Source organism: Rathayibacter sp. AY1C2, from assembly GCF_002931195.1.
Taxonomy (GTDB): Bacteria; Actinomycetota; Actinomycetes; order Actinomycetales; family Microbacteriaceae; genus Rathayibacter.
In genome coordinates this window covers 49,911-69,874 of the sequence record NZ_PSWG01000016.1, presented here as the reverse complement: position 1 = coordinate 69,874, position 19,964 = coordinate 49,911, and the positions used below count along the sequence as shown (strand labels likewise).

Here is a 19,964-nt window from a genome sequence, read left to right as displayed (position 1 = left end):
TCTCGGGGGCGGTGCAGGAGGAGCGCTGCGGGACGCTCCTCCCCCGGCCCGTCGCGCGGGGGCGCTCCGGGCCGGGTGGAGAGGGGATCAGCTCGCGAAGGTCCAGGTGAGCGGGAGCGACGCGGACAGGCCCTGGTAGGCGTTGGTGGCCGACGAGTCGAGGGTCACGGCGATGGAGAAGGGGGTGGAGGTGCCGGGGGTGACCGGGGCGGTGTTGAGGGTCTTGACGGCCGAGCCGGCGAGGGTCGCGGCGGTGCCCGTGAAGACGGTGGTCCCGCCCGAGGTGATCACGACGTTGAGCTTGCCGCAGAAGTCGGTGGCGGAGCCGGAGGCGCCGGCCGCGACGTTGTTGCTCTGCGAGCAGGTGGCGCCGGGGGTCAGCGTGAAGGTGTTGGCGGCGACGGTGCCGGTGTTCTTCAGCGTGATCGCGGTGGTGACGGTCTGGCCGGGGACCATCGTGGTCGATCCGCCGAACTTGTTGATGGTCGCGCAGGTCGCGGTGTTGGTGCTGATCGAGCCGCCGTCGGTGCTGAGGCAGGTGATGGGGCTGGCACCGGTCGACTTCTCCTCCATGACGAGCGAGCCGGAGGCGGCGGTGTTGCCGGTGTTGGAGATGCTCGCGACGAAGCCGGACAGGGTGCCGGACATCGAGACGGAGAGGAGAGCGGCGGCGGCGATGCTCGTCGCGATGGCGAGGGGAGCGAAGCGGACGCGCTTGGACTTGGCGGTGTGGGTCGACATGGCAGGACTCCTGATCGGGTGGGGCGGGCTGATGCTGAAGGGGGAGGGTCCGGCTGGTGGTCCGCCGAACTCGATTGACCGCTAAGTTACTTGATGACCAAGATACATTGCAATCGTTCTTTCGCCCCCTGTCCGGGTGACAGGCCGGGACCCCCGAGGGCGACCCGTACGATGACCCCAGCCCTACCCCGAGAAGGACGAATGACCACCGAGAGACCGACCCCGCGCGACGTCGACCAGGACGCGCCCGCCGTGCAGCTGCGGCAGTCGCTCCGCCTGCTCGAGAACGCGCAGCGGCACCTCCGCGCGAGCATCGCCGCGGGCGTGGGCGTGGGCATCTCGGAGCTCACCGCGCTCGAGGTGCTCGGCGAGTCGCCCGACCTCACGCCGAAGTGGCTGGGTCTCGAGCTCTCCCTCTCGACGGGCGCCGTGACCGCGCTCCTCGACCGGCTGGCGACCGCCGGCCACGTCGACCGGCTCGCCAACCCGCAGGACCGCCGCAGCGTCCTGCTGCGCCTCACCGCCTCCGGGGAGCAGCTGCTCGCGCAGGTGGACGAGCGCTACGACGAGGTCAGCGCGGAGGTGCTGAAGGCCTCCCCCGGGCTGAACGGCATGGCGGACGACCTGGCGCGTGCCGCCGCGGTCATCACCGCGCACACGATCCGCTGATCCGCGCCAGTCGCTAGGAGTCCAGCGCCCGGGTCAGGGTCCAGACGTTGCGCCCCTCGGAGCGCTCGTGCTCGAACGTGGTCGTCAGAGCCTGGATGAGGGCGAGCCCGCGGCCCGACTCGGCGAAGACGTCCGGCATCTCCCGCGGCCGCGTGCCGATGTCCGGCGGATCGGCCGTGTCGACCAGCTCCGCGTGGATCGCGTCTCCCTCGACGCGCACGACGAGGCGGCAGACGATCGTCGTCGTCGACGTCGCGTGCTGGATGACGTTGTCGACCAGCTCGACCAGCGCCGTCTCGACGGCCATGCGGTCGCGGGCCGGCAGGTCCGGCCGCTCGCCCCAGAGCCCGGCGAGCATCTCGTGGACGACCTCGGTGTCGTTCGGGGGCGTGCGGAACCCGACGCTGCGCTCAGTCACGGTACGCGTCGCCGGCCGTGTCGAAGAGGGTGAGCACCCGGTCCAGATTGGACAGCTGCAGCACCATCACGACCTGCTCGCTGGGCGCCGCGATCCGCAGGTCGCCGCCCGCCTGCCGCGCGGTCTTGAGAGCGCCGACCAGGGCGCCGAGGCCGGAGGAGTCCATGAACGTCACCGCGCTGAGCTCGACGACGATGCGGGGGCTGCCCTCGTCGATCGCCCGGCGGACGGCCGAGCGCAGCTCCGGAGCCGAGGCCGCGTTGAGCCGCCCCTCCCCCCGCAGCACGGCGATGTCGGGGGCGGTCGTCTCGGTCGTGAACGTCATGCGGGGTCCTTCTCGGCGGAGCGGTCGGCGCCCGTGCGGGTCAGCACGAGGGCGGTGATGTCGTCGGACGCGGAGCCGGAGGCGGCGAGCGCCCTCAGCGCCTGCAGGAACTCGGCGGTGTCGGCGGAGTCGCGGGCGAGGTCGACCGCGCGCGCCAGGGACTGCAGGGTCCCGTCGTAGAGGTCGAGGACGCCGTCGGTGAAGGCCAGGAGCGAGTCGCCGACCGCGAGCTCCACGGTCTGGGTGATCCAGCCGCCGTCCTCCGCGATGCCCAGCGGGAGGCCCAGTGCCGCGAGCCGCTGGAACGAGCCGTCGGCGCGGAGGAGGACGGTGAGCCCGTGGCCCGCGTCGACGAAGTCGATCCGGCCGGACGCGGTGTCGAGGCGCCCGTGGAAGAGGGTCGCGAAGGTCTCCGTGGCCGTGAAGTCGTCGTGCAGCTGGGCGCTCACCGCGCTGACGACCGCGTCGGGGTCGCCGCCCAGGCGCGCCCGGAACGCGGAGCGGATCGAGGCGGCCACGATCGCCGCTGCCGTCCCCTTGCCCATCACGTCCACGAGGGTCAGGTCGACCGTCTCGTCGTCGCCGCGCCAGCTGTAGAAGTCGCCGGTGATCGTCCACCGCGGCAGCGAGAGCCCCGAGAGCTCGTAGCCGGCAGGGTGGTGGAGGGAGGAGGGAGCCATCTGCGTCTGCATGTCGGCGGCGCGGTCGCGCTCCGCCGTGTCGCGCAGCTCGCGCTCGACCCACTCGCCGAACTCCTCGAGCAGCTGCCGCTCGTCCGGGGTGAGGCTCCGGGGCACGAAGTCGATGAGGCAGAGGGTGCCCAGCTGCAGGTCGCCCTCGACCGACAGCGGCCGCCCGGCGTAGAAGCGGACGTGCGGGTACCCCGCGACGTGCTCGTGCCCGGCCCACACCTCGTCGGCACCGAGGTCCGGCACGACGAAGGTGGTGCGCTTCTCGATCGTCGCGTCGCAGAAGGTGCCGGCGCGCGGGTAGGCGAGCACGGCGTCCGGACGCTGCGGGGACTTCGTGAACAGCGTGGTGTCGTCGAGGAAGTGGATCTCGGCCACGGGCACGCGGAACAGCTCCTCGGCCATCCGTGTGATCCGGTCGAAGCGCTCCTCCGGAGCCGACCCCATCATCTCGAGCGCCTCGAGCGCCACCAGCCGCGGATCCTGCTCGGCCTCGATCATCCGTGCCCCCTTCCCCCTGCGCGCCGCGCCGGGACTCCCCGGAGCGCACACGCACCTCCGACCGTATCGCCCCGCTTGACGGGTGGGGGACCTTCGGCGCCTCTGTACCCCTCACGGGGTACGGCTGTCGCAGATCGCGCGGTCGGGAGCGTCGGCGGTGGCCGATCCCGGCCGTCCTCGCCTCCGCCTCTTGCCGCCGGACGGAGCGGACCCCTACTCTTCACCCGACGCTCCCCCGGCGACCCGCGAGCACCCGAAGCCCGCAGGCTCGTGGGCGTCGCCTCAGGAGCGCCCGTGCCCACCCAGCCGCGTCCCCTCCGCCGATCGCGCGCGGAGACGAACCGACCCTCTCGATCCGACGCGCCCCGGCGCGGGAGCCCGCTCGCTGCGGCGCTCCTGCTCGTGACCGTCCTGATCCTCCCGCTCGCCACCGCGCCGACAGCGTCCGCCGTCGACTCGGCGGGCGACGAGTACGACGCGATGCGCCTCGCCCTCGTCGCCGATCTGACGGGCACGATCCCGGGAAGCGGGAGCGTCGGCGGCCTCGCCGCGGCGAAGGGCCGCCTCGTCGCCGAGGCCGAGGGCTACTGGTCGACGCTCGAGACCGACGGCGGCGAGCCGTGGCCGGACCTGGTCACGGGCACCTCGGCGGTGGAGGTGTGGGCCGCCTACAAGCGGGTCACCGTCCTCGCGACCGCGCTGAAGACCCCCGGCACCGCCCTCAGCGGCGACCCGGCGCTCCTCCGCGACGTCGTCACGACCGCCGACTGGCTCTCGGCGAACCGCTACAACCGCTCGACCACCGGCACCTCCCGCTGGTGGGAGCAGCAGATCGGCATCCCGCTCGAGTTGAACAGCATCACCGCCCTCCTCTACCCCGACCTCTCGGCGGCGCAGGTGCAGGCCTACCTGTCGGCCTCGACGCGCTTCGCCGACACCGTCACCCGGACCGGCGCCAACCGCGTCTGGACGGCGGCGGTCATCGCCGGGCGGGCGGTGCTGCTGAAGCAGCCGGCGAAGATCGCGGAGGCGGCCGCCGGCATCGACCCGGCGCTGAGGACGGTGGCGTCCGGCGACGGCTTCCACGCCGACGGCTCCTTCGTGCAGCACAGCGTCTTCGCCTACAGCGGCGGGTACGGGCTCTCGATGCTCGACACCCTCGACGACCTGTACTCGCTGCTCGACGGCTCCCGCTGGGAGATCACGAGCCCGGAGGGGCTCGGCGTGTACGACCGGCTCGCCTCCTCCTTCGCCCCCGTCACCTGGTGCGGCGCCGTGATGTCGACGGTCCGCGGCCGCGAGACCGCGCGGGCGGAGTCGGAGGACGGCGACGTCGGCGTCCAGCTGCAGGCGGCGGTGCTGCGCCTCGCCGACAGCGCCCCTCCCTCGGCCAGGACACGGACGAACGCGCTGGCGAAGAGCTGGCTGGCCTGCAACGCCGGCAGCCCCGTGAGCATCGAGACGGCCGGGTCCGTCAGCGACGTCGTGCGCGCGCGGCTCGTCCTCGCCGACACGGGCCTGATCGCGACCCCGATCGGCTCGGGCGTCCGGGCCTTCGCCGGGATGGACCGCTTCACGCGGACCACGGCGACCTCGGGCTTCGCCGTCGGCCTGTCGAGCACGCGGATCGCCCGCTACGAGTCGCTCAACGGCGAGAACCGCAGCGGCTGGTACACCGGCGACGGAGCGACGTCGCTCCACCTGGGCAGCGGGCGCCAGTACGACGACGGCTACTGGGCCACGGCGAACCCGTACCGGATGCCCGGCACCACCGAGGACACGATCGTCCGGAGCGCGGGCGAGGGCGCGTCGTCCCGCCCGACGACGACCTTCACCGGGAGCCTCGAGAGCCCGTCGCGGCGGACGGGGATCGCGGCGCTCGACTTCGACGCGGCGTCGGTGAGCCTGGTCGCGAAGAAGGCCTGGTTCACCTTCGACGACGAGATCCTCGCGCTCGGCTCCGGGATCACGGCGACCGACATGTCCGGGACCGGCTGGGACGGGGCGCGCCGGCGCGCGGAGACGGTGATCGACGACCGCCGCGACGTCGCTCCCGACGCGAGGCTCCGCGTCGACGGCGTCCTCCGCGGTGCGGAGGCGACCGCCACGAGCACCGCCCGCTGGGCCTCGATCACCGGCTCCGCGGAGTCGGTGGGCTACGTCTTCCCGTCGCCGATCGCCCTGACCGCGCAGGGACGGACCCGCACCGGAGCCTGGAGCGCCGTGAGCACCGCCGGTCCGACGGCGCCGGTGACCGGCCACTACTACTCCCTGACGACGAGCCACGGCACGAACCCGACCGGCGCCTCGTACGCGTACACGGTCCTCCCCGGCGCCTCCGAGGCGGCGACCGCCGCGTACGCGGTGGACCCGGACGTGACCGTGCTCAGCAACACCCCCCAGCTGAGCGCCGCCCGCGACCGCTCGACCGGCACCGTGAGCGCCGTGTCGTGGAAGGCCGGGACCACGAGCCCCGTGCTCGTCGGAGGCACCCGGGTCGCGAGCATCACCGGCGCCGGCCTGGTCTCGATCCGGGAGGACGCGGACACGGTGACCGTCTCGACCGTCGACCCGACGCAGGTCTCGACGAGCGCGCTCACCGTGACGCTCGCGCGGCCGACCGCGGGCACGGTGTCCTCGAGCGCCGCCCTGAGCGTGACGAGCAGGACGAGCACCGCGACGACGATCACGTTCCGGCCGAACGGGCTGAAGGGAGCGACGGCGTCCATCGTGCTCGCGAAGAGGGCCGCCACTCCGGTGCCGACGGCCACGCCCACGCCGGCCGCCACCGCCACGCCGACCTCGACCTCCACGCCGACCGCCACCGCGACTCCGCTCGCCGCCGTCGGGGCCGGCACCCACCAGAACGGCTCGCCGGCCGTCGCCGTCACGGGCACCTGGTCCACGACCTCCTCCTCCGCGGACAGCGGCGGCGGCGTCTCCTTCTCGTCGACGGGGGGCGCCTCCGCCACCCTCCGCTTCACCGGCACCGGAGTCTCGTGGGTGAGCCGCCGGTCCAGCACGTCCGGGATCGACGAGGTCCGCCTCGACGGCGTCCTCGTGGCCTCGGTCGACCGCTACAGCGCCACCACCCGCTCCGCCCAGACCGTCTGGACCAGCGGGACCCTGCCCGCCGGCACCCACACCGTCACGATCACCCGCGGCAGCACACGGAATCCGGCGGCGACCGGGGGCAACCTGATCCACGACGCCTTCGTCGTGAGGGGCTGACGGCCCGGCTATCACCGGCCGCGGTGCCTGGCCAAGCCCTCGCCCGGTGGCGGGCGGGCCCGTAGCGTCGCCCGGACCGATCGACCCGCCGGGGTCACGACGAGAGGACGCGCCATGAGCAGCACGAGCGACATGATCCGGAGCCACCCCGGGGAGCTGCGAGGCGTCGATCCGGAGGTCCTGGCCGAGTGCATCGACGCGTGCGGCGCCTGCGCGCTCACCTGCACCGCCTGCGCCGACGCGTGCCTCGGCGAGGAGTCGGTCGCCGAGCTGGTCCACTGCATCCGCACCGACCTCGCCTGCGCCGACGTGTGCGCCGCGACCGGCGCCGTGCTCTCGCGCCGCGGCGTCGTCGGATCCGCGGCCGTCCGCGCCCTCGTCGAGGCCTGCCTCCTGGCCTGCCGCGCCTGCGCCGACGACTGCGAGCAGCACGCCGGGATGCACGAGCACTGCCGGATCTGCGCCGAGGCCTGCCGCCGCTGCGAGCAGGCGTGCGAGAGGCTGCTCGCGCAGCTCTGAGCGCGGGCTCCACCGCGCGACACCTCCCCCACCGGACTCGACGGGCGGCTGTCAACCGTCCTGCCCTGAGCGTCCGGCGCTCCGCGGAGGTCATCGCCCACATCGAGCTCGAGACGCGCCGCATGCAGCCGGCCCGTCCCTCGTGGAGCGAGGAGATGATGGACATCCCTCCGCTGGACTTCCTCGAGTACACGGACATCGCCGACCTCGAGGACGCCCGGCGCGACCCGATGGACTAGGCCGCCGCCGGCTCCTCGGTGGAGCGGGAGTCGCTGAGGGACAGCGAGCCGATCGTCGCGATCACGCCGACGAGGACCGCCACGACCAGGAAAGCGACCCGCTCACCCGCGAAGAAGCTCCGGGCGAGGTCTGCGCTCCATGCGCCCGCCGGGAGGGTGGTCGCCACCAGTGCGGCGATCAGCGTGCCGACGACGGCCGTGCCGATGCTGGTGCCGATCTCCTGGGCCGTGTCGTTGAGCGCCGCACCGATCGAGGTGCGGTTCGCGGGCATCGCCTCGACGAGGGCGACGGCGCAGATGGTCATGATCGTCCGCAGGCCCACCGTCATCACGACCATCATCACGGCGATCGCGAGGTAGCCCCGGTCCACCGCCCAGGACATCCCGAGCAGCGCGCCGACCAGGAGCCCGGTGCCGATCAGGCAGGCCGCGCGGTGCCCCAGCTTCGCGGCGAGGCGCTCGGTGACCGGAGTGGCGGCGAGCATCGTGACGATGACGGGCAGGTTCGCGAGGCCGGCGCGCACCGGGCTCCAGCCGTAGGCGTACTGGAAGTGCAGGATCAGGCCGAACAGGACGCTCGCGAAGGCGATCGAGGCGCCGAGCTGCGTGAGCGCCGCTCCCCGCGCGGGCCCGGCGCGGAAGATCGCGAGGTCGATCATGGGCGAGACGGCGCGGCGCTCGCGGACGACGAATCCCGCGACGGCGGCGACGGTGCCCGCGGCGCAGGCGATCGTGAGGAGCGACAGCCAGCCGTTCTCGACTCCGCTGGTGAGTGTGTAGCAGCCGAGCCCCACCGCGGCGACGGTGAGGGCGGTCCCCGGCAGGTCGAGCCGACCGGAGGTGAGGTCGGCGCGCTGGTCCGCGGGGACTCCGAGGCGCACGCCGATCCAGACCAGCAGCGCGATCGGGGCGTTGACGACGAGCAGCCACTGCCAGCTGACGGTGCTGAGGATCGAGCCGCCGAGGAGGGGGCCGAGGACCATGCCGGACATCCCGACGATCATCACGATCGTGATCGACCGCATGCGGAGCCTCTCGTCGTCGAAGAGCCGGAACACCAGCGACATCGTGACGGGCGCCATGGCGGCCGCGGCGCAGCCGAGCGCCGCGCGGAGGGCGATCAGCTGGCCGATGTCGGTGACGAGGACGACGGCGAGGCTGATCAGCCCGAACGCGGCGAGGCCGGTGAGGAGCACGCGGCGGCGGCCGAACCGGTCGGCGGCGGACCCGGCTGTCAGCAGCAGCCCGCCGAAGGTCAGGGAGTAGGCACCGGTCACCCACTGCAGTCCGGCGGTCGACCCGTCGAGTGAGCGTCCGATCGTCGGGAGGGCGATCGAGAGCAGCGTGTTGTCGACCATCTCGACGAAGAACGCGAGGCAGAGAGCGGCGAGCGGGAGTGCCGCGGAGCGGAGGGAGGTGTGAGCGCGGGACTCGGCGGAGGTGGTCGTCGGAGCGGACATCGAGGCGCCTTCCTATCGAACGCCGTTCGACTCTCGTACGGTGTTCGATAGTATGGAACGCCGTTCGGTAAGATGCAAGCCATGCCTGCAGATCGCCCGACGGAGACCGCTGCCGCGCCCTCCCCCGCCCGGGGCCGCCGCCGAGCGTCGCACTCGCTCGACACCGTGCTGGCCGAGGCGATCGCGATCCTCGACGAGTCCGGGGAGTCGGCCCTCACGTTCCGCGCGCTCGCGGCCCGACTCGGCGGCGGCGTGGCGAGCATCTACTGGTACGTCGGCAGCCGCGACGAGCTGCTGGAGCGGGCGACCGACGAGGTCATGGGTCGGGTCCTCGCCGACAGCGAGCCGCTCACCCACGGGCCGGACCCGATCGACAACGTTCGCGCCGTCGCACTGGCCCTCTTCGACGAGTGCGTCCGCCGACCCTGGTTCGGCCTCTACATGCTAAACACGACCGGGGTGCAGCCCAACTCGATGGCGATGTACGAGCGCCTCGGGCAGCAGCTCATGGCTCTCGACCTGACGCCCCGGCAGCGGTTCCACGCCGTGTCGTCCATCGTCAGCTACGTCGTCGGAGTCGCGGCCGACCTGGCGCAGCCGCCGCCCCGCGAGTTCCTCGAGAGCGGGATGGAGAGGGGCGAGTTCCTCGAGCACCTGGCCGACCGCTGGCGCGCCCTCGATCCGGAGGAGTTCCCCTTCGGCCACCACGCGGCCGACGTCATGGCGACGCACGACGACCTCGACGTGTTCCGCTCCGGCCTCGACCTGCTGCTGGCCGGGCTCCGGCTGCAGGCGGGGCGGGGCTGAGGCCGGGTCAGCTCCCCGAGGTCCGCCGGATCGCCACCACGGTCACGTCGTCCGCCAGCAGCCCCTCGGCCGCCAGGCCGGTGACGCCGGCGACCGCGGCGGCGGCGGTCGCCGGGGCGGCGACGGCCGCGTCGGCCACCCGGTCGAGGGCGGCGAGGGAGCCGTCGAAGAGGTCCAGCACGCCGTCGCTGCAGATCAGCAGCAGGTCGCCGGGGTGGAGTCGGAGGCCGGTCGGCTCCCACTCCTGCGTGCCGAGGAGGCCGAGCGGCAGGTGGGCGGAGGGGATGCGCTCGCGCGAGCCGTCGGCGCGGCAGACGATCCCGAGTCCGTGCCCGGCGTCGACGAGCGCGATGTCGCCGGTCGAGGCGCTGAGCCGCAGGTGGAGGAGCGTGACGAACGCGTCGTTCGCCGACAGGTCCGGCTCGACGACCCGGTCGATGAGCGCCATCGTCGCCGCGGGGCCGAGAGCGGGAGGAGTGACGCGCAGGGCGGCGCGGACCGTGGCGGCGATCATCGCGGCGCCGACCCCCTTGCCCATCACGTCGGCGACGGTGACGGCGAGCCCGTCGGGCGTGCAGCGCCAGTCGAAGAAGTCGCCGCTCACCGTCCCGCTGGGCACGCAGGCGCCGGCGACGTCGTAGCCCGGGAGGTCCGGGACCGAGCGGGGCTCGAGCCGCCGCTGCACCCTCTCGCCGTCGGCGAGCTCCTGCCGCGAGCGGGCGGCGCCGGCGGTGAGCATCTGCGCGACCTGCTCGCCGCTGAGCGACGCCATGCTGAACGACACCACGACCAGCAGCACCAGCGTGATCAGCGTGGTGGTCGGGGTCCCGAACCAGGTCGCGAACAGCTCGCTGCGCAGCCCCGCGGCCAGGAACACGGCGAACCGGAGCGCGTAGTAGAGGGAGAGGGCGCCGGAGCTCAGCAGCAGCGGCCAGCGCGTGCGCGAGCGTCCGGCGCCGAGCAGCGCGATCTCGCGGGTCGACAGGCCGATGAGGAGCGCCATCGAGGCGAGGTAGAGCGGCCCTCCCGACCAGTCGTTGACGGCGGGCGAGTCGAGGCTGGACACGCCCGTCACCACCACGGTCGGAGCGACCACCAGCCACCACGGCGTCGGTCGGCCGCGGAGGGAGCGGCTCGCCGCCCAGACCGCGGCGGCGCCGGCCACGATGAGCCCGTTCCCGAGCGGATTCGCCCACACCTGGTCGGCCGTGCCGTCGCGGAGGTAGGCGAGCGAGCCGCCCATGAACAGCGCGAGCGCCGTGCACCACCAGAAGCTGAAGGACGAGCGCGTCGACCGGTAGGTGACCAGCGCGAACAGCAGGAAGAGGGTGAGGGCGGTGACCCCGAAGGCGACGCGGAGGGTCGTGGCATCGAGCAAGGCGGGTCCGTGGCCCTTCCAGGAGACCGAGCGGCGGAGCGGCGGACGGGCGCCGTGATCAAGGGGATCCTGGCACGGCGCGCGGGCCGCTCGGGGCGCGCCGTGGAGGCCGGCCCCGGGGATCCGCGGCAGTGCGGCCCGTCCGCCCACCCGACGGGGGGGAGCGGGAGGGGAGCTCACCCGTTCGAGGAGAGACCACCGCCCTCGCGCTCGATACAGCATCGCGTGTACCGTCGCTCCCGTGCCCGCCACCGCGACCCTCACCCACTCCGCTGCTCTCGCGCGCCTAGGATCCGCCCTGGCGGACGAGACCCGGTCCCGGATCCTGCTCGCGCTGCGCGAGGCTCCGGCCGTCCCCTCCGACCTCGCGGACGCGCTCGGGGTCTCGCGGCAGGTGATGTCGAATCAGCTCGCGTGCCTCCGCGGATGCGGGCTGGTGGAGGCCGTGAAGGACGGCCGGTACACCTGGTACCGGCTGGCCGAGACCCGGATCGCCGGGGCGCTCGACCACCTGCTCCGCCTGGCCCTCGTCGTCGATCCGGACTGCTGCTCCGGCGACGACTGCCGCTGCGCATGACCGCCCTGCGCGCTCCGCTCCTCCCCGCCCGCCGCCGCGTGCTGCAGAGGCGCATCCGCTGGATCGTCGGCGCGACCATCGCCTACAACGTGGTGGAGGCGATCGTGGCCCTCGCCGCCGGGACGGTCGCGTCGTCCACCGCGCTCGTCGCCTTCGGCCTCGACTCCGTGGTGGAGGTGCTCTCCGCCGCGGCCGTCGCCTGGCAGTTCTCGGGCCGCGATCCGGAGGCGCGCGAGCGCACCGCGCTGCGGGTGATCGCCGTCTCGTTCCTCGGCCTGGCCGCGTTCGTCGCCGTCGACTCGGTCCGGGCGCTGCTCGGATTCTCGGAGGCCCAGCACTCCCCCGTCGGCATCGTGCTGGCCGCCGTCAGCCTGCTGGTGATGCCCGCGTTCTCCCTGCTCGAGCGCCGGACCGGCCGCGAGCTCGGCTCGGCCTCGGCCGTCGCGGACTCGAAGCAGACGCTCCTCTGCTCGTACCTCTCCGCCGCCGTCCTGGTGGGCCTGCTGCTGAACAGCACGCTCGGATGGACGTGGGCCGACCCCGTCGCCGGCCTCGTGATCGCCGCGGTCGCCGTCCGCGAGGGCCTGGAGGCCTGGCGCGGCGAGACCTGCACGACGCCGATCGCCGCGCTGACGAGCGAGGACTCGGAGGCCTGCGGCTGCTGCTGACGGGGGCGGGACGGCGCGGCGCACATCGGCGGTGGACGACCTCCGTCAGGACTTCGTCGCGAGGCCGGCGGCCGATCGGACCCGCTCCGGAGCTACCGACGGCCGGCCCGCGCCTCGACGACGTGCCGGCACCCGACCCCGCCGCGCTCCAGCTCCTCGCGCTCGCGGCGGAGCCCGACGCGGACCCGCCGCGCCTCGGCCAGCGGCAGCACCGCCTCCGGATCGACGGTCGCCAGCAGGAGCGCCGCCCGAGACCTCGCCGCCACCCGCACGTCGAGGCACGACGTCGCCTCGGCGAGCCCGAGCAGCGCGTTCACCAGCAGCTCCAGCTCGACCGCGGTCGCGTGGAGCACCAGCACCCGCGAGGCCGGGCTCGACGGGCGGCGGACGAGGAGCGTCGCTCCGGTCATCGTCGCCGCCCCCCCCTGCCCGGGACCGGTCCGGGAGGTCCGCCCCGCCTCGGCCCTCGGCGACCGCCCGCGCGACGTCGGCGTGCACGCATGGGGTTCCTTCTCTCGTCCTGCTGCGGCGCGATCTGCACCGCACCTCCATCCCACGACGCGGGCACCCGGCCGGGGAGAGGGTTGCCAAGCGCGCGTCGGCGGGTCAGGAGGCGCCGGGGCCGCCGGGGATGAGAGGGTTGCGCGATGTCCACTGCGAGCGTGCCGTCGCCGCGCGCCGGAGTCCGGACCCGGCGCTTCCGGCGCCTCGCCCGCACGGGCTTCGCCGTCAACGGACTGATCCACCTCCTGATCGGCGGCCTCGCCCTGCGCGTCGCGGTCAGCGACGAGACCTCGCGGGAGGCGGACGCGTCCGGAGCGATCGGGCGCATGGCCGACTCCCCCGTCGGGCTCGTGGTGGTCTGGGCCGCGCTGATCGGGCTGGTCGCGCTCGGCCTCTGGCAGCTCTCCCTCGGCGGGCGCTCCTCCGCGCCGGGGCTCCCCGCCCGCCTGGGCCGCCGGATCGTCGAGTCGGGCAAGGGCATCGCCTCCCTCACGCTCGCGGGCACCACGCTCGTCTTCGCCCTCGGCGGCTCGACGAGCTCCTCGGCCACGATCCGCCGCATCAACACCGAGCTGCTGACGAGCACGGTCGGCGTCGTGATCCTCGTGATCGTCGGCGGGATCGTGCTGGGCAGCGGGATCGGCTTCGTCGCGATCGGGATCCGGCGCGGCTTCCGCAAGCTCGTCCGCATCCCCGAGGGCCCGACGGGGACCGCCGTGCTGATCCTCGGCGCGACCGGCTACATCACGAAGGGGCTCGCGCTGGGCCTGGCCGGCGGGATCTTCGTGGTCGCGGCGCTGACCGGCGACGCCCGCCAGGCGACCGGGCTCGACGGGGCCATCCGCTTCCTCGACGTCCCTCCGTACGGCACGATCGCCCTGACCCTCGTCAGCGCGGGACTGGTCATGTACGGGCTGTTCCTCGTCGCCCGGGCGAAGCTCGCGAAGCTCTGAGCCGACGCGGCAGTCGTTCACAGTCGCCACCCATATCGCTGAGTATCGTTCGGACAAACAGGAGGTCATCATGAACGGATCGTCATCGACCGGCGCGTTCGGCACCGGCACGCCCATCGAGAGCATCTGGCGCGCGATGGAGCAGGCCCGCTCCCGCATGGAGAAGCGCGTCGGCTCCCGGGTCGGCCGCGGGGACGTGCGCACCGCGGTGCTCGCGCTCCTCGCCGAGCAGCCCATGCACGGCTACCAGATCATCCGCGAGATCGAGGAGCGCAGCGGAGGCGACTGGAAGCCGAGCCCCGGCTCGGTCTACCCGACCCTCCAGCTCCTCGCGGACGAGGGCCTCATCACGGCCGACGAGCAGAACGGCCGCAAGACCTACACGCTGACCGACGCCGGCCGCGCGACGGTCGCCGAGCACGGCACCTCGACCCCGTGGAACGACTCCGACCACGTCGACTTCGGCGCCCTGCCCAAGGCGGGCCTCGAGCTCGCCCAGGCCGCGGCCCAGGTCGGACGCTCGGGCACCCCCGAGCAGATCCGCAAGGCCGTCGCCGAACTCGAGGACGTGCGCCGCCGCCTGTACGCGATCCTCGCGCAGGACTGACCCGGGTGGCCTCGGTCAGCCCGGGTCCTGCCGCCCCGGGCCACCGAGAGCGGGAGGACCGGCGGCGCTACCGCCGGATCCTCCGCTTCGCCGCGTGGCATCTCGCGGTCACCTGGTTCTTCGACCTGCTCCTGCCGCGGGTGGGGCTCACGCGCGTCGCGGTCCGCACCCGGCCCGGCCGGATGCGCCGCTTCGCCCGCAGCTTCCACGTGCTCGCGGTCGACCTCGGCGGCCTGATGATCAAGGTCGGCCAGTTCATGTCGTCGCGCCTGGACGTGCTGCCGCCCGAGATCACGCGCGAGCTGGAGGGGCTGCAGGACGAGGTCCCGCCCGTCCCGTTCCCGCGGATCCGGGCGCTGGCCGAGTCCGAGCTCGGGCTGCCGCTCGAGCGCGCGTACGCCGGAGTCGACGAGTCGCCCGTCGCCGCCGCCTCCCTCGGGCAGGCCCACCGCGCCCGGCTCTCCCCCGTCGACGCCGAGGACACCGGCTACTCCGCCGCCATCATGAAGGTGCAGCGGCCGGGGATCGACCAGATCGTCGAGGTCGACCTCGCGGCTCTGCGCCGCGTCGGCGGCTGGCTCAGCCACGTGCGCCTGGTCTCGGACCGCGTCGACGCCCCGGCCCTCGTCGAGGAGTTCGCGGTCACCAGCCTCGAGGAGATCGACTACCTGCAGGAGGCGGCCAACTCCGTCCGCTTCGCCGCCGACTTCGCGGGCGACGCCCGGGTGGCCGTCCCGGACGTGGTCTGGGAGCGCTCGACCCGCAAGGTCCTCACGCTCGAGGACGTCACCGCGATCAAGATCACCGACCACGCCGCGCTGCTGGCCGCCGGGATCGACCCGCGGGAGGTCGCTCCGGTCTTCGCGGCCGTGATGTTCGACCAGCTCTTCACCAACGGCTACTTCCACGCGGATCCGCACCCCGGCAACGTCTTCGTCACGCCGACCCCCGGGGGCGAGCTGCCCTGGCGCCTCACCTTCATCGACTTCGGGATGATGGGCGAGGTGCCGCCGAGCACCCGCGCGGGCCTGCGCCGGATGCTGATCGCCGCCGCCTCCCGCGACGGCAAGGGGCTCGTCGACGCGGCCCGCGCGGTCGGCGTCCTCCTCCCCTCGGCCGACTCCCGCGAGCTGGAGCGGGCGCTCACGCAGCTCTTCGCCCGCTTCGGCGGCATGGGCTTCGCCGAGCTGCGGGAGGTGGATCCGCGCGAGTTCCGCGACTTCGCCGTGCAGTTCGGCGACGTCGTGCGCGCGCTGCCGTTCCAGCTCCCCGAGAACTTCCTGCTCGTCATCCGCGCGATGTCGCTGACCTCGGGCGTCTGCAGCGCGCTCGACCCGGCCTTCAACCTGTGGGACTCGGTTGAGCCCTACGCGCAGCAGCTGATCCGCGAGGAGCGCGGCTCCGTCGTGCAGGACGTCGGCAAGCAGGCCGTCGACACGCTCGGCCTGATCTGGCGCCTGCCGCGCCGGCTCGACGAGCTCGTCACGACCCTCGACGACGGCGAGCTCGCGGTCACCGTCCCCACCATCGAGCGCCGGCTGAACCGGCTCGAGGGCACCGTCCGCCGCGTGATCTCGGCCGTGCTGTTCGCGGGCCTGCTGATCGCCGGCGCCGTCGTGCGCCCGGACGACAGCGGCTTCGGGACCGTGCTGATGATCGCGTCGGCGCTGCCGCTGCTGCACGCCCTGCTGGCCCGCGGCCCGCGCGGCTGACGGCCGCCGTCGGGCCGCGGCTGCCGCGTCGCATCCGTCACCTCCTCCGCCCACCTCACCGGCGACGCGGTCGACATCGGCTACACGGACGCGGACAGCTGGCTCGCGCAGCACGGCACCGACTACGGGCTCTGCCAGACCTACGCGAACGAGATCTGGCACTTCGAGCTCGCCACCGAGCCGGGCGGCGACTGCCCGGAGCAGCTGCCCGACGCGAGCGCGACCTGAGCGGCTCTCCCGCGCTCCCGGGGATCCGATGCGTCGCGAACGGTCGTCATCGGAGCCGCGTGGGAGCCGTTCGCGACGCATCGATCGCGCAGGCGGCCGGGCTCAGCGGCTGGTGAGCAGCTCGACGAACTCGTCGGCCATCGCGAGCTGGGCGCTCAGCGCCTCGCGGCGCTCGCGGGCCTGCGCGACGAAGGCGTCGAGCTGCGCGCGGACCTCGGCCGGCGCGTCGTCGCCCTCGGCCTCGAGGGTGTCGATCACGCGGAGCAGCGCGGCCATCTCCTCCAGCGAGAAGCCGAGCGGCTTCATGCGGCGGATGAGGATCAGGCGGTCGTAGTCGGTGGACGTGTAGAGGCGGAAGCCGCCCTCGGTGCGGCCGGACGCCTTCACGAGGCCGATCTCGTCGTAGTGGCGCAGGGTCCGGAGCGAGAGGCCGGTCCGCTCGGCGAGCTCGCCGATGTGCATGGTGCCGATCCTGCTCACCCCTTCAGATCTACCCTTACGTGAGGGTAGGGTTGCACGTGCTGCTGACACGCCTCTGCAAGCTTGGCATCCCCGCCCGCTTCCGCCGACCCGATGCCGCAGCCCTCCGCGCTCCTCGTCGAGCACCCCTCCCACTCCCTGGAGCCGCCGCGATGGCCCTCGCCTCGAAGACCCCTGCCCGCCCGCACGCCGAGCCCACCGTGATGACGGCGCTGCGCACCCCCCGCATCCTGACCCGCGAGGTCCTCGCCGGCCTCGTGGTCGCGCTCGCGCTCATCCCCGAGGCGATCTCGTTCTCGATCATCGCGGGCGTGGATCCGCGGGTCGGCCTCTTCTCGTCGTTCGTGATGGCCGTGTCGATCGCGTTCCTCGGCGGACGCCCCGCGATGATCACCGCCGCCACGGGCGCCGTCGCCCTCGTGATCGCCCCCGTCGCCCGCGACTACGGGATGGACTACTTCATCGCGACGGTGATCCTCGCGGGCGTGCTCCAGATCGTGCTCGGGCTGCTCGGAGTGGCGAAGCTCATGCGCTTCATCCCCCGCAGCGTGATGGTCGGATTCGTGAACGCGCTGGCGATCCTGATCTTCTCGGCGCAGATCCCCAACCTGATCGGCGTGCCCTGGCTGGTCTACCCGCTGGTCGCCGTCGGCATCGTGATCATGGTCGTGATGCCGCGCCTGACGAAGGCCGTTCCGGCGCCTCTCGTCGCCATCGTCCTCATCACCGCGGCGGTCGTCGTGACGGCGGTCGCCGTCCCCACCGTGGGCGATCAGGGCGAGCTGCCCCGCAGCCTTCCCGAGCTGTTCCTGCCGAACGTACCGCTGACCTGGGAGACCTTCACGACCATCGCGCCGTACGCCGTCGCGATGGCGCTCGTCGGACTCCTCGAGTCGCTGATGACCGCGAAGCTCGTCGACGACATCACCGACACCCCCTCCCGCAAGACCCGCGAGTCGCTCGGGCAGGGCGCCGCGAACGTGCTCTCCGGCCTGTTCGGCGGCATGGGCGGCTGCGCGATGATCGGCCAGACGATGATCAACGTGAAGGCGTCCTGCGCCCGCACCCGCATCTCGACCTTCCTCGCCGGCGTGTTCCTCCTGATCCTCGTCGTCGCGCTCGGCGACCTCGTCGCGATCATCCCGATGGCCGCGCTGGTCGCGGTGATGGTGATGGTCTCGGTGGCGACCTTCGACTGGCACAGCATCCGCCCGTCGACCCTGAAGCGGATGCCCGTGGGCGAGACGGTCGTCATGATCGCCACGGTCGTCGTGGTCGTCCTCACCCACAACCTGGCGATCGGAGTCGTCGTCGGCGTCCTCGCCGCCATGGTCGTCTTCGCCCGCCGGGTCGCCCACTTCGCGACCGTCGAGCGCACCCTCTCCGCCGACGGATCGACGGCCCACTACACGGTCACCGGCGAGCTGTTCTTCGCCTCCAGCAACGACCTGACCACGCAGTTCTCGTACGCGGAGGACCCCGCGCACGTCGTGATCGACCTCTCCGGCTCCCACATCTGGGACGCCTCGACCGTCGCCGCGCTGGACGCCGTCACCACCAAGTACGAGCGCCACGGCACCCGCGCCGTGATCGAGGGCATGAACGACGCCTCCACCCGGATGCACGGCCGCCTCGCCGGGAACCTCGGCGCGGGGCACTGAGGGTCGGGGCTGCGGGACCGCACGCGCAGCCCCTCAGAGCGGCGCGAGCACCAGCGACCAGAGCCAGCGCCCGCCGACGACCCGGTGCACGACCACGAACAGGGCGGTGATCGCGAGTCCGACCGGCAGCAGCACGGCGCCGGCCGCGAGGCGGTCGGCGGGCACGGCGAGCAGCAGGCCGAGCGGCACCGACGCGCAGGCTGCGACCAGCGCCGCGACGAGAGCGGCGCGGCGGTCCCGGGTCGGCTGCGGCACGACGCCGATCCGGCGCCGGACCAGCCAGTGGGCGAGGGCCCACGCGGCCGTGGTCCCGAGGGCGGTGCCGCCCGCGATCGCCGGCACGACGAGTTCGGCAGGCAGGAGGAGCCCGCCGACGAGCGCCCCCACCGCGACGCCGACGGCCGAAACGACCTGGGTCGCCAGCGAGTCGCGGGCCCGACCCAGCGCGAACATCGCCCGGTTGAGGACGTAGGTCTGGCTGAAGCCGACCAGGCTCAGGGCGAGCAGCTGCAGGACTCCGCCGATCACCGGTGTGCCGAAGACGAGCTGCGTGAGCAGTGGCGCCGCCGCGACGAACAGGAGCGTCGCGAGCAGAGTGACGGCGAGCACCGCGTCCTCGGTCCGTCGGAGGTTCACCGCCGCGGCCGCCCGATCGCCGCGGTGCAGGTCCCGGCTGAGCGGCGTGAACATCGCCGTGGCGACGGAGACGACCAGGATGCCGTGCGGCAGCAGGAGCAGCAGCTGCGCGCTCGAGAAGGAGTTGAGGCTCGGCCCGTCGACGCCGGCGCGGTTCATGGCCTGGCCGGCCGCCGTCGCCGCGTTCGAGACGACGATGTACGACACCTCTGCGACGAGGGCGCCCAGGAACACCCAGACCGCGTCCCGCGACACTCCGCCGAGCCCCGCGACGCCGAAGCGCGGCCGCAGGCGGACGCCGACGGACCGCGAGAACGCGACCGCGATCACCCCCTGCACCACGATCGCGGCGGTGGCAGTGCCGCACAGGAGCGCCACCATCTCCGGCGTCCACTCGTCGGCGGGCGTCGACGCCGCCTCGGGGTGGATCAGGAGGAACACCGCGATCCCGAGCACGGAGATCACGTTCGCGCAGGCGGGCGCCCACGCGCCCGGCCCGTACTTCTCGGCGGAGTTGAGCAGCTGCGAGAAGACGGCGAAGACGATGTAGAAGAAGATCTGCGGCAGGCACCAGTAGGCCATCTGGGTGGCGAGCAGAGCCCAGTCGGCCGACCAGCCCCCGGCGTAGAGCCCGACGATCAGCGGCGCCGCGAGCGTGCAGGCGGCCGTGAGGAGCGCCGCTCCGCCGAGGCAGACGGTGAGCAGCCGCTCGAGGGTCCGCACGCCCTCCGGTCCGTCGGCCCGCGCCCGGACCATCTGCGGCACGAGCACCGCGCCGAGCACCCCGCCCGCGATGAGCCCGTACAGGTAGGTGGGCGCGGAGTTCGCGACCTCGAACACCTGCCCGCCGACCGACGCGCTCGTGCCGCCGACCGCCACGATCAGGAGCGCCAGCCGGACGAACCCGAGGATCCGCGAGACGAACGACGCGACCACCATCCCCCCGGTCGCGCTGCGCATC

At 73.3% G+C, this 19,964-nt stretch carries 19 protein-coding genes; 10 read left to right on the top strand and 9 right to left on the bottom strand.

Annotation, left to right across the window (positions count from 1 at the left end; all coding sequences use genetic code 11):
* Window positions 1–87: 87 nt before the first annotated feature.
* Window positions 88–741, bottom strand: a complete 654-nt coding sequence (locus C5C55_RS11910; RefSeq protein ID WP_104234050.1) for a hypothetical protein — start codon at window positions 739–741, stop codon at window positions 88–90.
* A gap of 201 nt (window positions 742–942) precedes the next feature.
* Between C5C55_RS11910 and C5C55_RS11905 the strand changes: the two genes are divergently transcribed.
* Window positions 943–1,410: a MarR family transcriptional regulator gene (locus C5C55_RS11905; RefSeq protein ID WP_104224277.1), complete on the top strand. Its 468-nt coding sequence runs from the start codon at window positions 943–945 to the stop codon at window positions 1,408–1,410.
* A gap of 13 nt (window positions 1,411–1,423) precedes the next feature.
* Here C5C55_RS11905 and C5C55_RS11900 read toward each other — a convergent pair whose 3' ends face one another.
* Genes C5C55_RS11900 through C5C55_RS11890 form a run of 3 tightly spaced genes read right to left on the bottom strand, consistent with a single transcriptional unit; the run spans window position 1,424 to window position 3,343 of the window.
* Window positions 1,424–1,828 carry an ATP-binding protein gene (locus C5C55_RS11900; RefSeq protein WP_104234049.1) on the bottom strand — a complete coding sequence of 135 codons (405 nt, stop codon included), beginning with the start codon at window positions 1,826–1,828 and terminating at the stop codon, window positions 1,424–1,426.
* A complete protein-coding gene (locus C5C55_RS11895; protein ID WP_104227127.1) occupies window positions 1,821–2,153 on the bottom strand; it encodes an STAS domain-containing protein in 333 nt (110 codons plus the stop codon). Before C5C55_RS11895 ends, C5C55_RS11900 begins: the two co-directional genes overlap by 8 nt.
* Window positions 2,150–3,343, bottom strand: coding sequence for a PP2C family protein-serine/threonine phosphatase (locus C5C55_RS11890; RefSeq protein WP_104234048.1), 1,194 nt, complete (start codon window positions 3,341–3,343; stop codon window positions 2,150–2,152). Before C5C55_RS11890 ends, C5C55_RS11895 begins: the two co-directional genes overlap by 4 nt.
* Before the next feature lie 402 nt (window positions 3,344–3,745).
* Here C5C55_RS11890 and C5C55_RS11885 point away from each other — a divergent pair, with 402 nt between their 5' ends.
* On the top strand, window positions 3,746–6,574 hold the full coding sequence (locus tag C5C55_RS11885) for a polysaccharide lyase 8 family protein (RefSeq protein WP_146080943.1): 2,829 nt from the start codon (window positions 3,746–3,748) through the stop codon (window positions 6,572–6,574).
* Between the two features lie 114 nt (window positions 6,575–6,688).
* Window positions 6,689–7,093 (top strand): four-helix bundle copper-binding protein, encoded by a 405-nt coding sequence (locus C5C55_RS11880; protein ID WP_104234046.1) that lies wholly within the window; start codon window positions 6,689–6,691, stop codon window positions 7,091–7,093.
* 235 nt (window positions 7,094–7,328) lie between these two features.
* Here C5C55_RS11880 and C5C55_RS11875 read toward each other — a convergent pair whose 3' ends face one another.
* Entirely contained in the window at window positions 7,329–8,792 is a 1,464-nt protein-coding gene (locus C5C55_RS11875; RefSeq protein ID WP_104234045.1) for an MFS transporter, read from the bottom strand.
* An 81-nt stretch (window positions 8,793–8,873) separates the two neighbouring features.
* Here C5C55_RS11875 and C5C55_RS11870 point away from each other — a divergent pair, with 81 nt between their 5' ends.
* Window positions 8,874–9,599, top strand: a complete 726-nt coding sequence (locus C5C55_RS11870) for a TetR/AcrR family transcriptional regulator (protein WP_219813007.1) — start codon at window positions 8,874–8,876, stop codon at window positions 9,597–9,599.
* 7 nt (window positions 9,600–9,606) lie between these two features.
* On the opposite strand, the gene C5C55_RS11865 is transcribed toward C5C55_RS11870, so the two are convergent.
* On the bottom strand, window positions 9,607–10,977 hold the full coding sequence (locus C5C55_RS11865; protein ID WP_104317452.1) for a PP2C family protein-serine/threonine phosphatase: 1,371 nt from the start codon (window positions 10,975–10,977) through the stop codon (window positions 9,607–9,609).
* 241 nt (window positions 10,978–11,218) lie between these two features.
* On the opposite strand from C5C55_RS11865, the gene C5C55_RS11860 reads away from it, so the two are divergent.
* Both C5C55_RS11860 and C5C55_RS11855 read left to right on the top strand, forming a co-directional pair.
* On the top strand, window positions 11,219–11,554 hold the full coding sequence (locus C5C55_RS11860; RefSeq protein ID WP_104234042.1) for a helix-turn-helix transcriptional regulator: 336 nt from the start codon (window positions 11,219–11,221) through the stop codon (window positions 11,552–11,554).
* The gene (locus tag C5C55_RS11855) at window positions 11,551–12,222 is read left to right on the top strand and encodes a cation diffusion facilitator family transporter (protein ID WP_104234041.1); all 672 of its coding nucleotides are present in this window, start codon (window positions 11,551–11,553) and stop codon (window positions 12,220–12,222) included. The genes C5C55_RS11860 and C5C55_RS11855 overlap by 4 nt, the downstream gene beginning before the upstream one ends.
* Window positions 12,223–12,314: 92 nt before the next feature.
* On the opposite strand, the gene C5C55_RS11850 is transcribed toward C5C55_RS11855, so the two are convergent.
* Window positions 12,315–12,632: a hypothetical protein gene (locus C5C55_RS11850; protein ID WP_104234040.1), complete on the bottom strand. Its 318-nt coding sequence runs from the start codon at window positions 12,630–12,632 to the stop codon at window positions 12,315–12,317.
* A 237-nt stretch (window positions 12,633–12,869) separates the two neighbouring features.
* On the opposite strand from C5C55_RS11850, the gene C5C55_RS11845 reads away from it, so the two are divergent.
* The 3 genes from C5C55_RS11845 (at window position 12,870) to C5C55_RS11835 (ending at window position 15,998) form a co-directional block, all read left to right on the top strand.
* A complete protein-coding gene (locus tag C5C55_RS11845; RefSeq protein WP_104234039.1) occupies window positions 12,870–13,679 on the top strand; it encodes a DUF1206 domain-containing protein in 810 nt (269 codons plus the stop codon).
* 70 nt (window positions 13,680–13,749) lie between these two features.
* Window positions 13,750–14,286 carry a PadR family transcriptional regulator gene (locus tag C5C55_RS11840; protein WP_104224292.1) on the top strand — a complete coding sequence of 179 codons (537 nt, stop codon included), beginning with the start codon at window positions 13,750–13,752 and terminating at the stop codon, window positions 14,284–14,286.
* A gap of 5 nt (window positions 14,287–14,291) precedes the next feature.
* A complete protein-coding gene (locus tag C5C55_RS11835; protein ID WP_104234038.1) occupies window positions 14,292–15,998 on the top strand; it encodes an AarF/ABC1/UbiB kinase family protein in 1,707 nt (568 codons plus the stop codon).
* A gap of 330 nt (window positions 15,999–16,328) precedes the next feature.
* Here C5C55_RS11835 and C5C55_RS11825 read toward each other — a convergent pair whose 3' ends face one another.
* The gene (locus C5C55_RS11825) at window positions 16,329–16,688 is read right to left on the bottom strand and encodes a MerR family DNA-binding transcriptional regulator (protein ID WP_104227142.1); all 360 of its coding nucleotides are present in this window, start codon (window positions 16,686–16,688) and stop codon (window positions 16,329–16,331) included.
* 170 nt (window positions 16,689–16,858) lie between these two features.
* Here C5C55_RS11825 and C5C55_RS11820 point away from each other — a divergent pair, with 170 nt between their 5' ends.
* On the top strand, window positions 16,859–18,367 hold the full coding sequence (locus C5C55_RS11820) for a SulP family inorganic anion transporter (protein ID WP_104234037.1): 1,509 nt from the start codon (window positions 16,859–16,861) through the stop codon (window positions 18,365–18,367).
* A 33-nt stretch (window positions 18,368–18,400) separates the two neighbouring features.
* Here C5C55_RS11820 and murJ read toward each other — a convergent pair whose 3' ends face one another.
* Complete coding sequence (gene murJ, locus C5C55_RS11815; protein ID WP_104234036.1) at window positions 18,401–19,963, bottom strand: murein biosynthesis integral membrane protein MurJ; 1,563 nt, start codon at window positions 19,961–19,963, stop codon at window positions 18,401–18,403.
* Between the last annotated feature and the right edge of the window lies 1 nt (window position 19,964).

Excerpts from the sequence above, each read along its gene's own strand:
- C5C55_RS11850 (WP_104234040.1), bottom strand. The coding sequence starts at position 12,632 with ATGACCGGAGCGACGCTCCTCGTCCGCCGCCCGTCGAGCCCGGCCTCG.
- C5C55_RS11880 (WP_104234046.1), top strand. The coding sequence starts at position 6,689 with ATGAGCAGCACGAGCGACATGATCCGGAGCCACCCCGGGGAGCTGCGA.
- C5C55_RS11870 (WP_219813007.1), top strand. The coding sequence starts at position 8,874 with ATGCCTGCAGATCGCCCGACGGAGACCGCTGCCGCGCCCTCCCCCGCC.
- C5C55_RS11820 (WP_104234037.1), top strand. The coding sequence starts at position 16,859 with ATGGCCCTCGCCTCGAAGACCCCTGCCCGCCCGCACGCCGAGCCCACC.
- C5C55_RS11910 (WP_104234050.1), bottom strand. The coding sequence starts at position 741 with ATGTCGACCCACACCGCCAAGTCCAAGCGCGTCCGCTTCGCTCCCCTC.
- C5C55_RS11895 (WP_104227127.1), bottom strand. The coding sequence starts at position 2,153 with ATGACGTTCACGACCGAGACGACCGCCCCCGACATCGCCGTGCTGCGG.
- C5C55_RS11905 (WP_104224277.1), top strand. The coding sequence starts at position 943 with ATGACCACCGAGAGACCGACCCCGCGCGACGTCGACCAGGACGCGCCC.
- C5C55_RS11825 (WP_104227142.1), bottom strand. The coding sequence starts at position 16,688 with ATGCACATCGGCGAGCTCGCCGAGCGGACCGGCCTCTCGCTCCGGACC.
- C5C55_RS11840 (WP_104224292.1), top strand. The coding sequence starts at position 13,750 with ATGAACGGATCGTCATCGACCGGCGCGTTCGGCACCGGCACGCCCATC.
- C5C55_RS11855 (WP_104234041.1), top strand. The coding sequence starts at position 11,551 with ATGACCGCCCTGCGCGCTCCGCTCCTCCCCGCCCGCCGCCGCGTGCTG.
- C5C55_RS11875 (WP_104234045.1), bottom strand. The coding sequence starts at position 8,792 with ATGTCCGCTCCGACGACCACCTCCGCCGAGTCCCGCGCTCACACCTCC.
- murJ (WP_104234036.1), bottom strand. The coding sequence starts at position 19,963 with ATGCGCAGCGCGACCGGGGGGATGGTGGTCGCGTCGTTCGTCTCGCGG.
- C5C55_RS11890 (WP_104234048.1), bottom strand. The coding sequence starts at position 3,343 with ATGATCGAGGCCGAGCAGGATCCGCGGCTGGTGGCGCTCGAGGCGCTC.
- C5C55_RS11845 (WP_104234039.1), top strand. The coding sequence starts at position 12,870 with ATGTCCACTGCGAGCGTGCCGTCGCCGCGCGCCGGAGTCCGGACCCGG.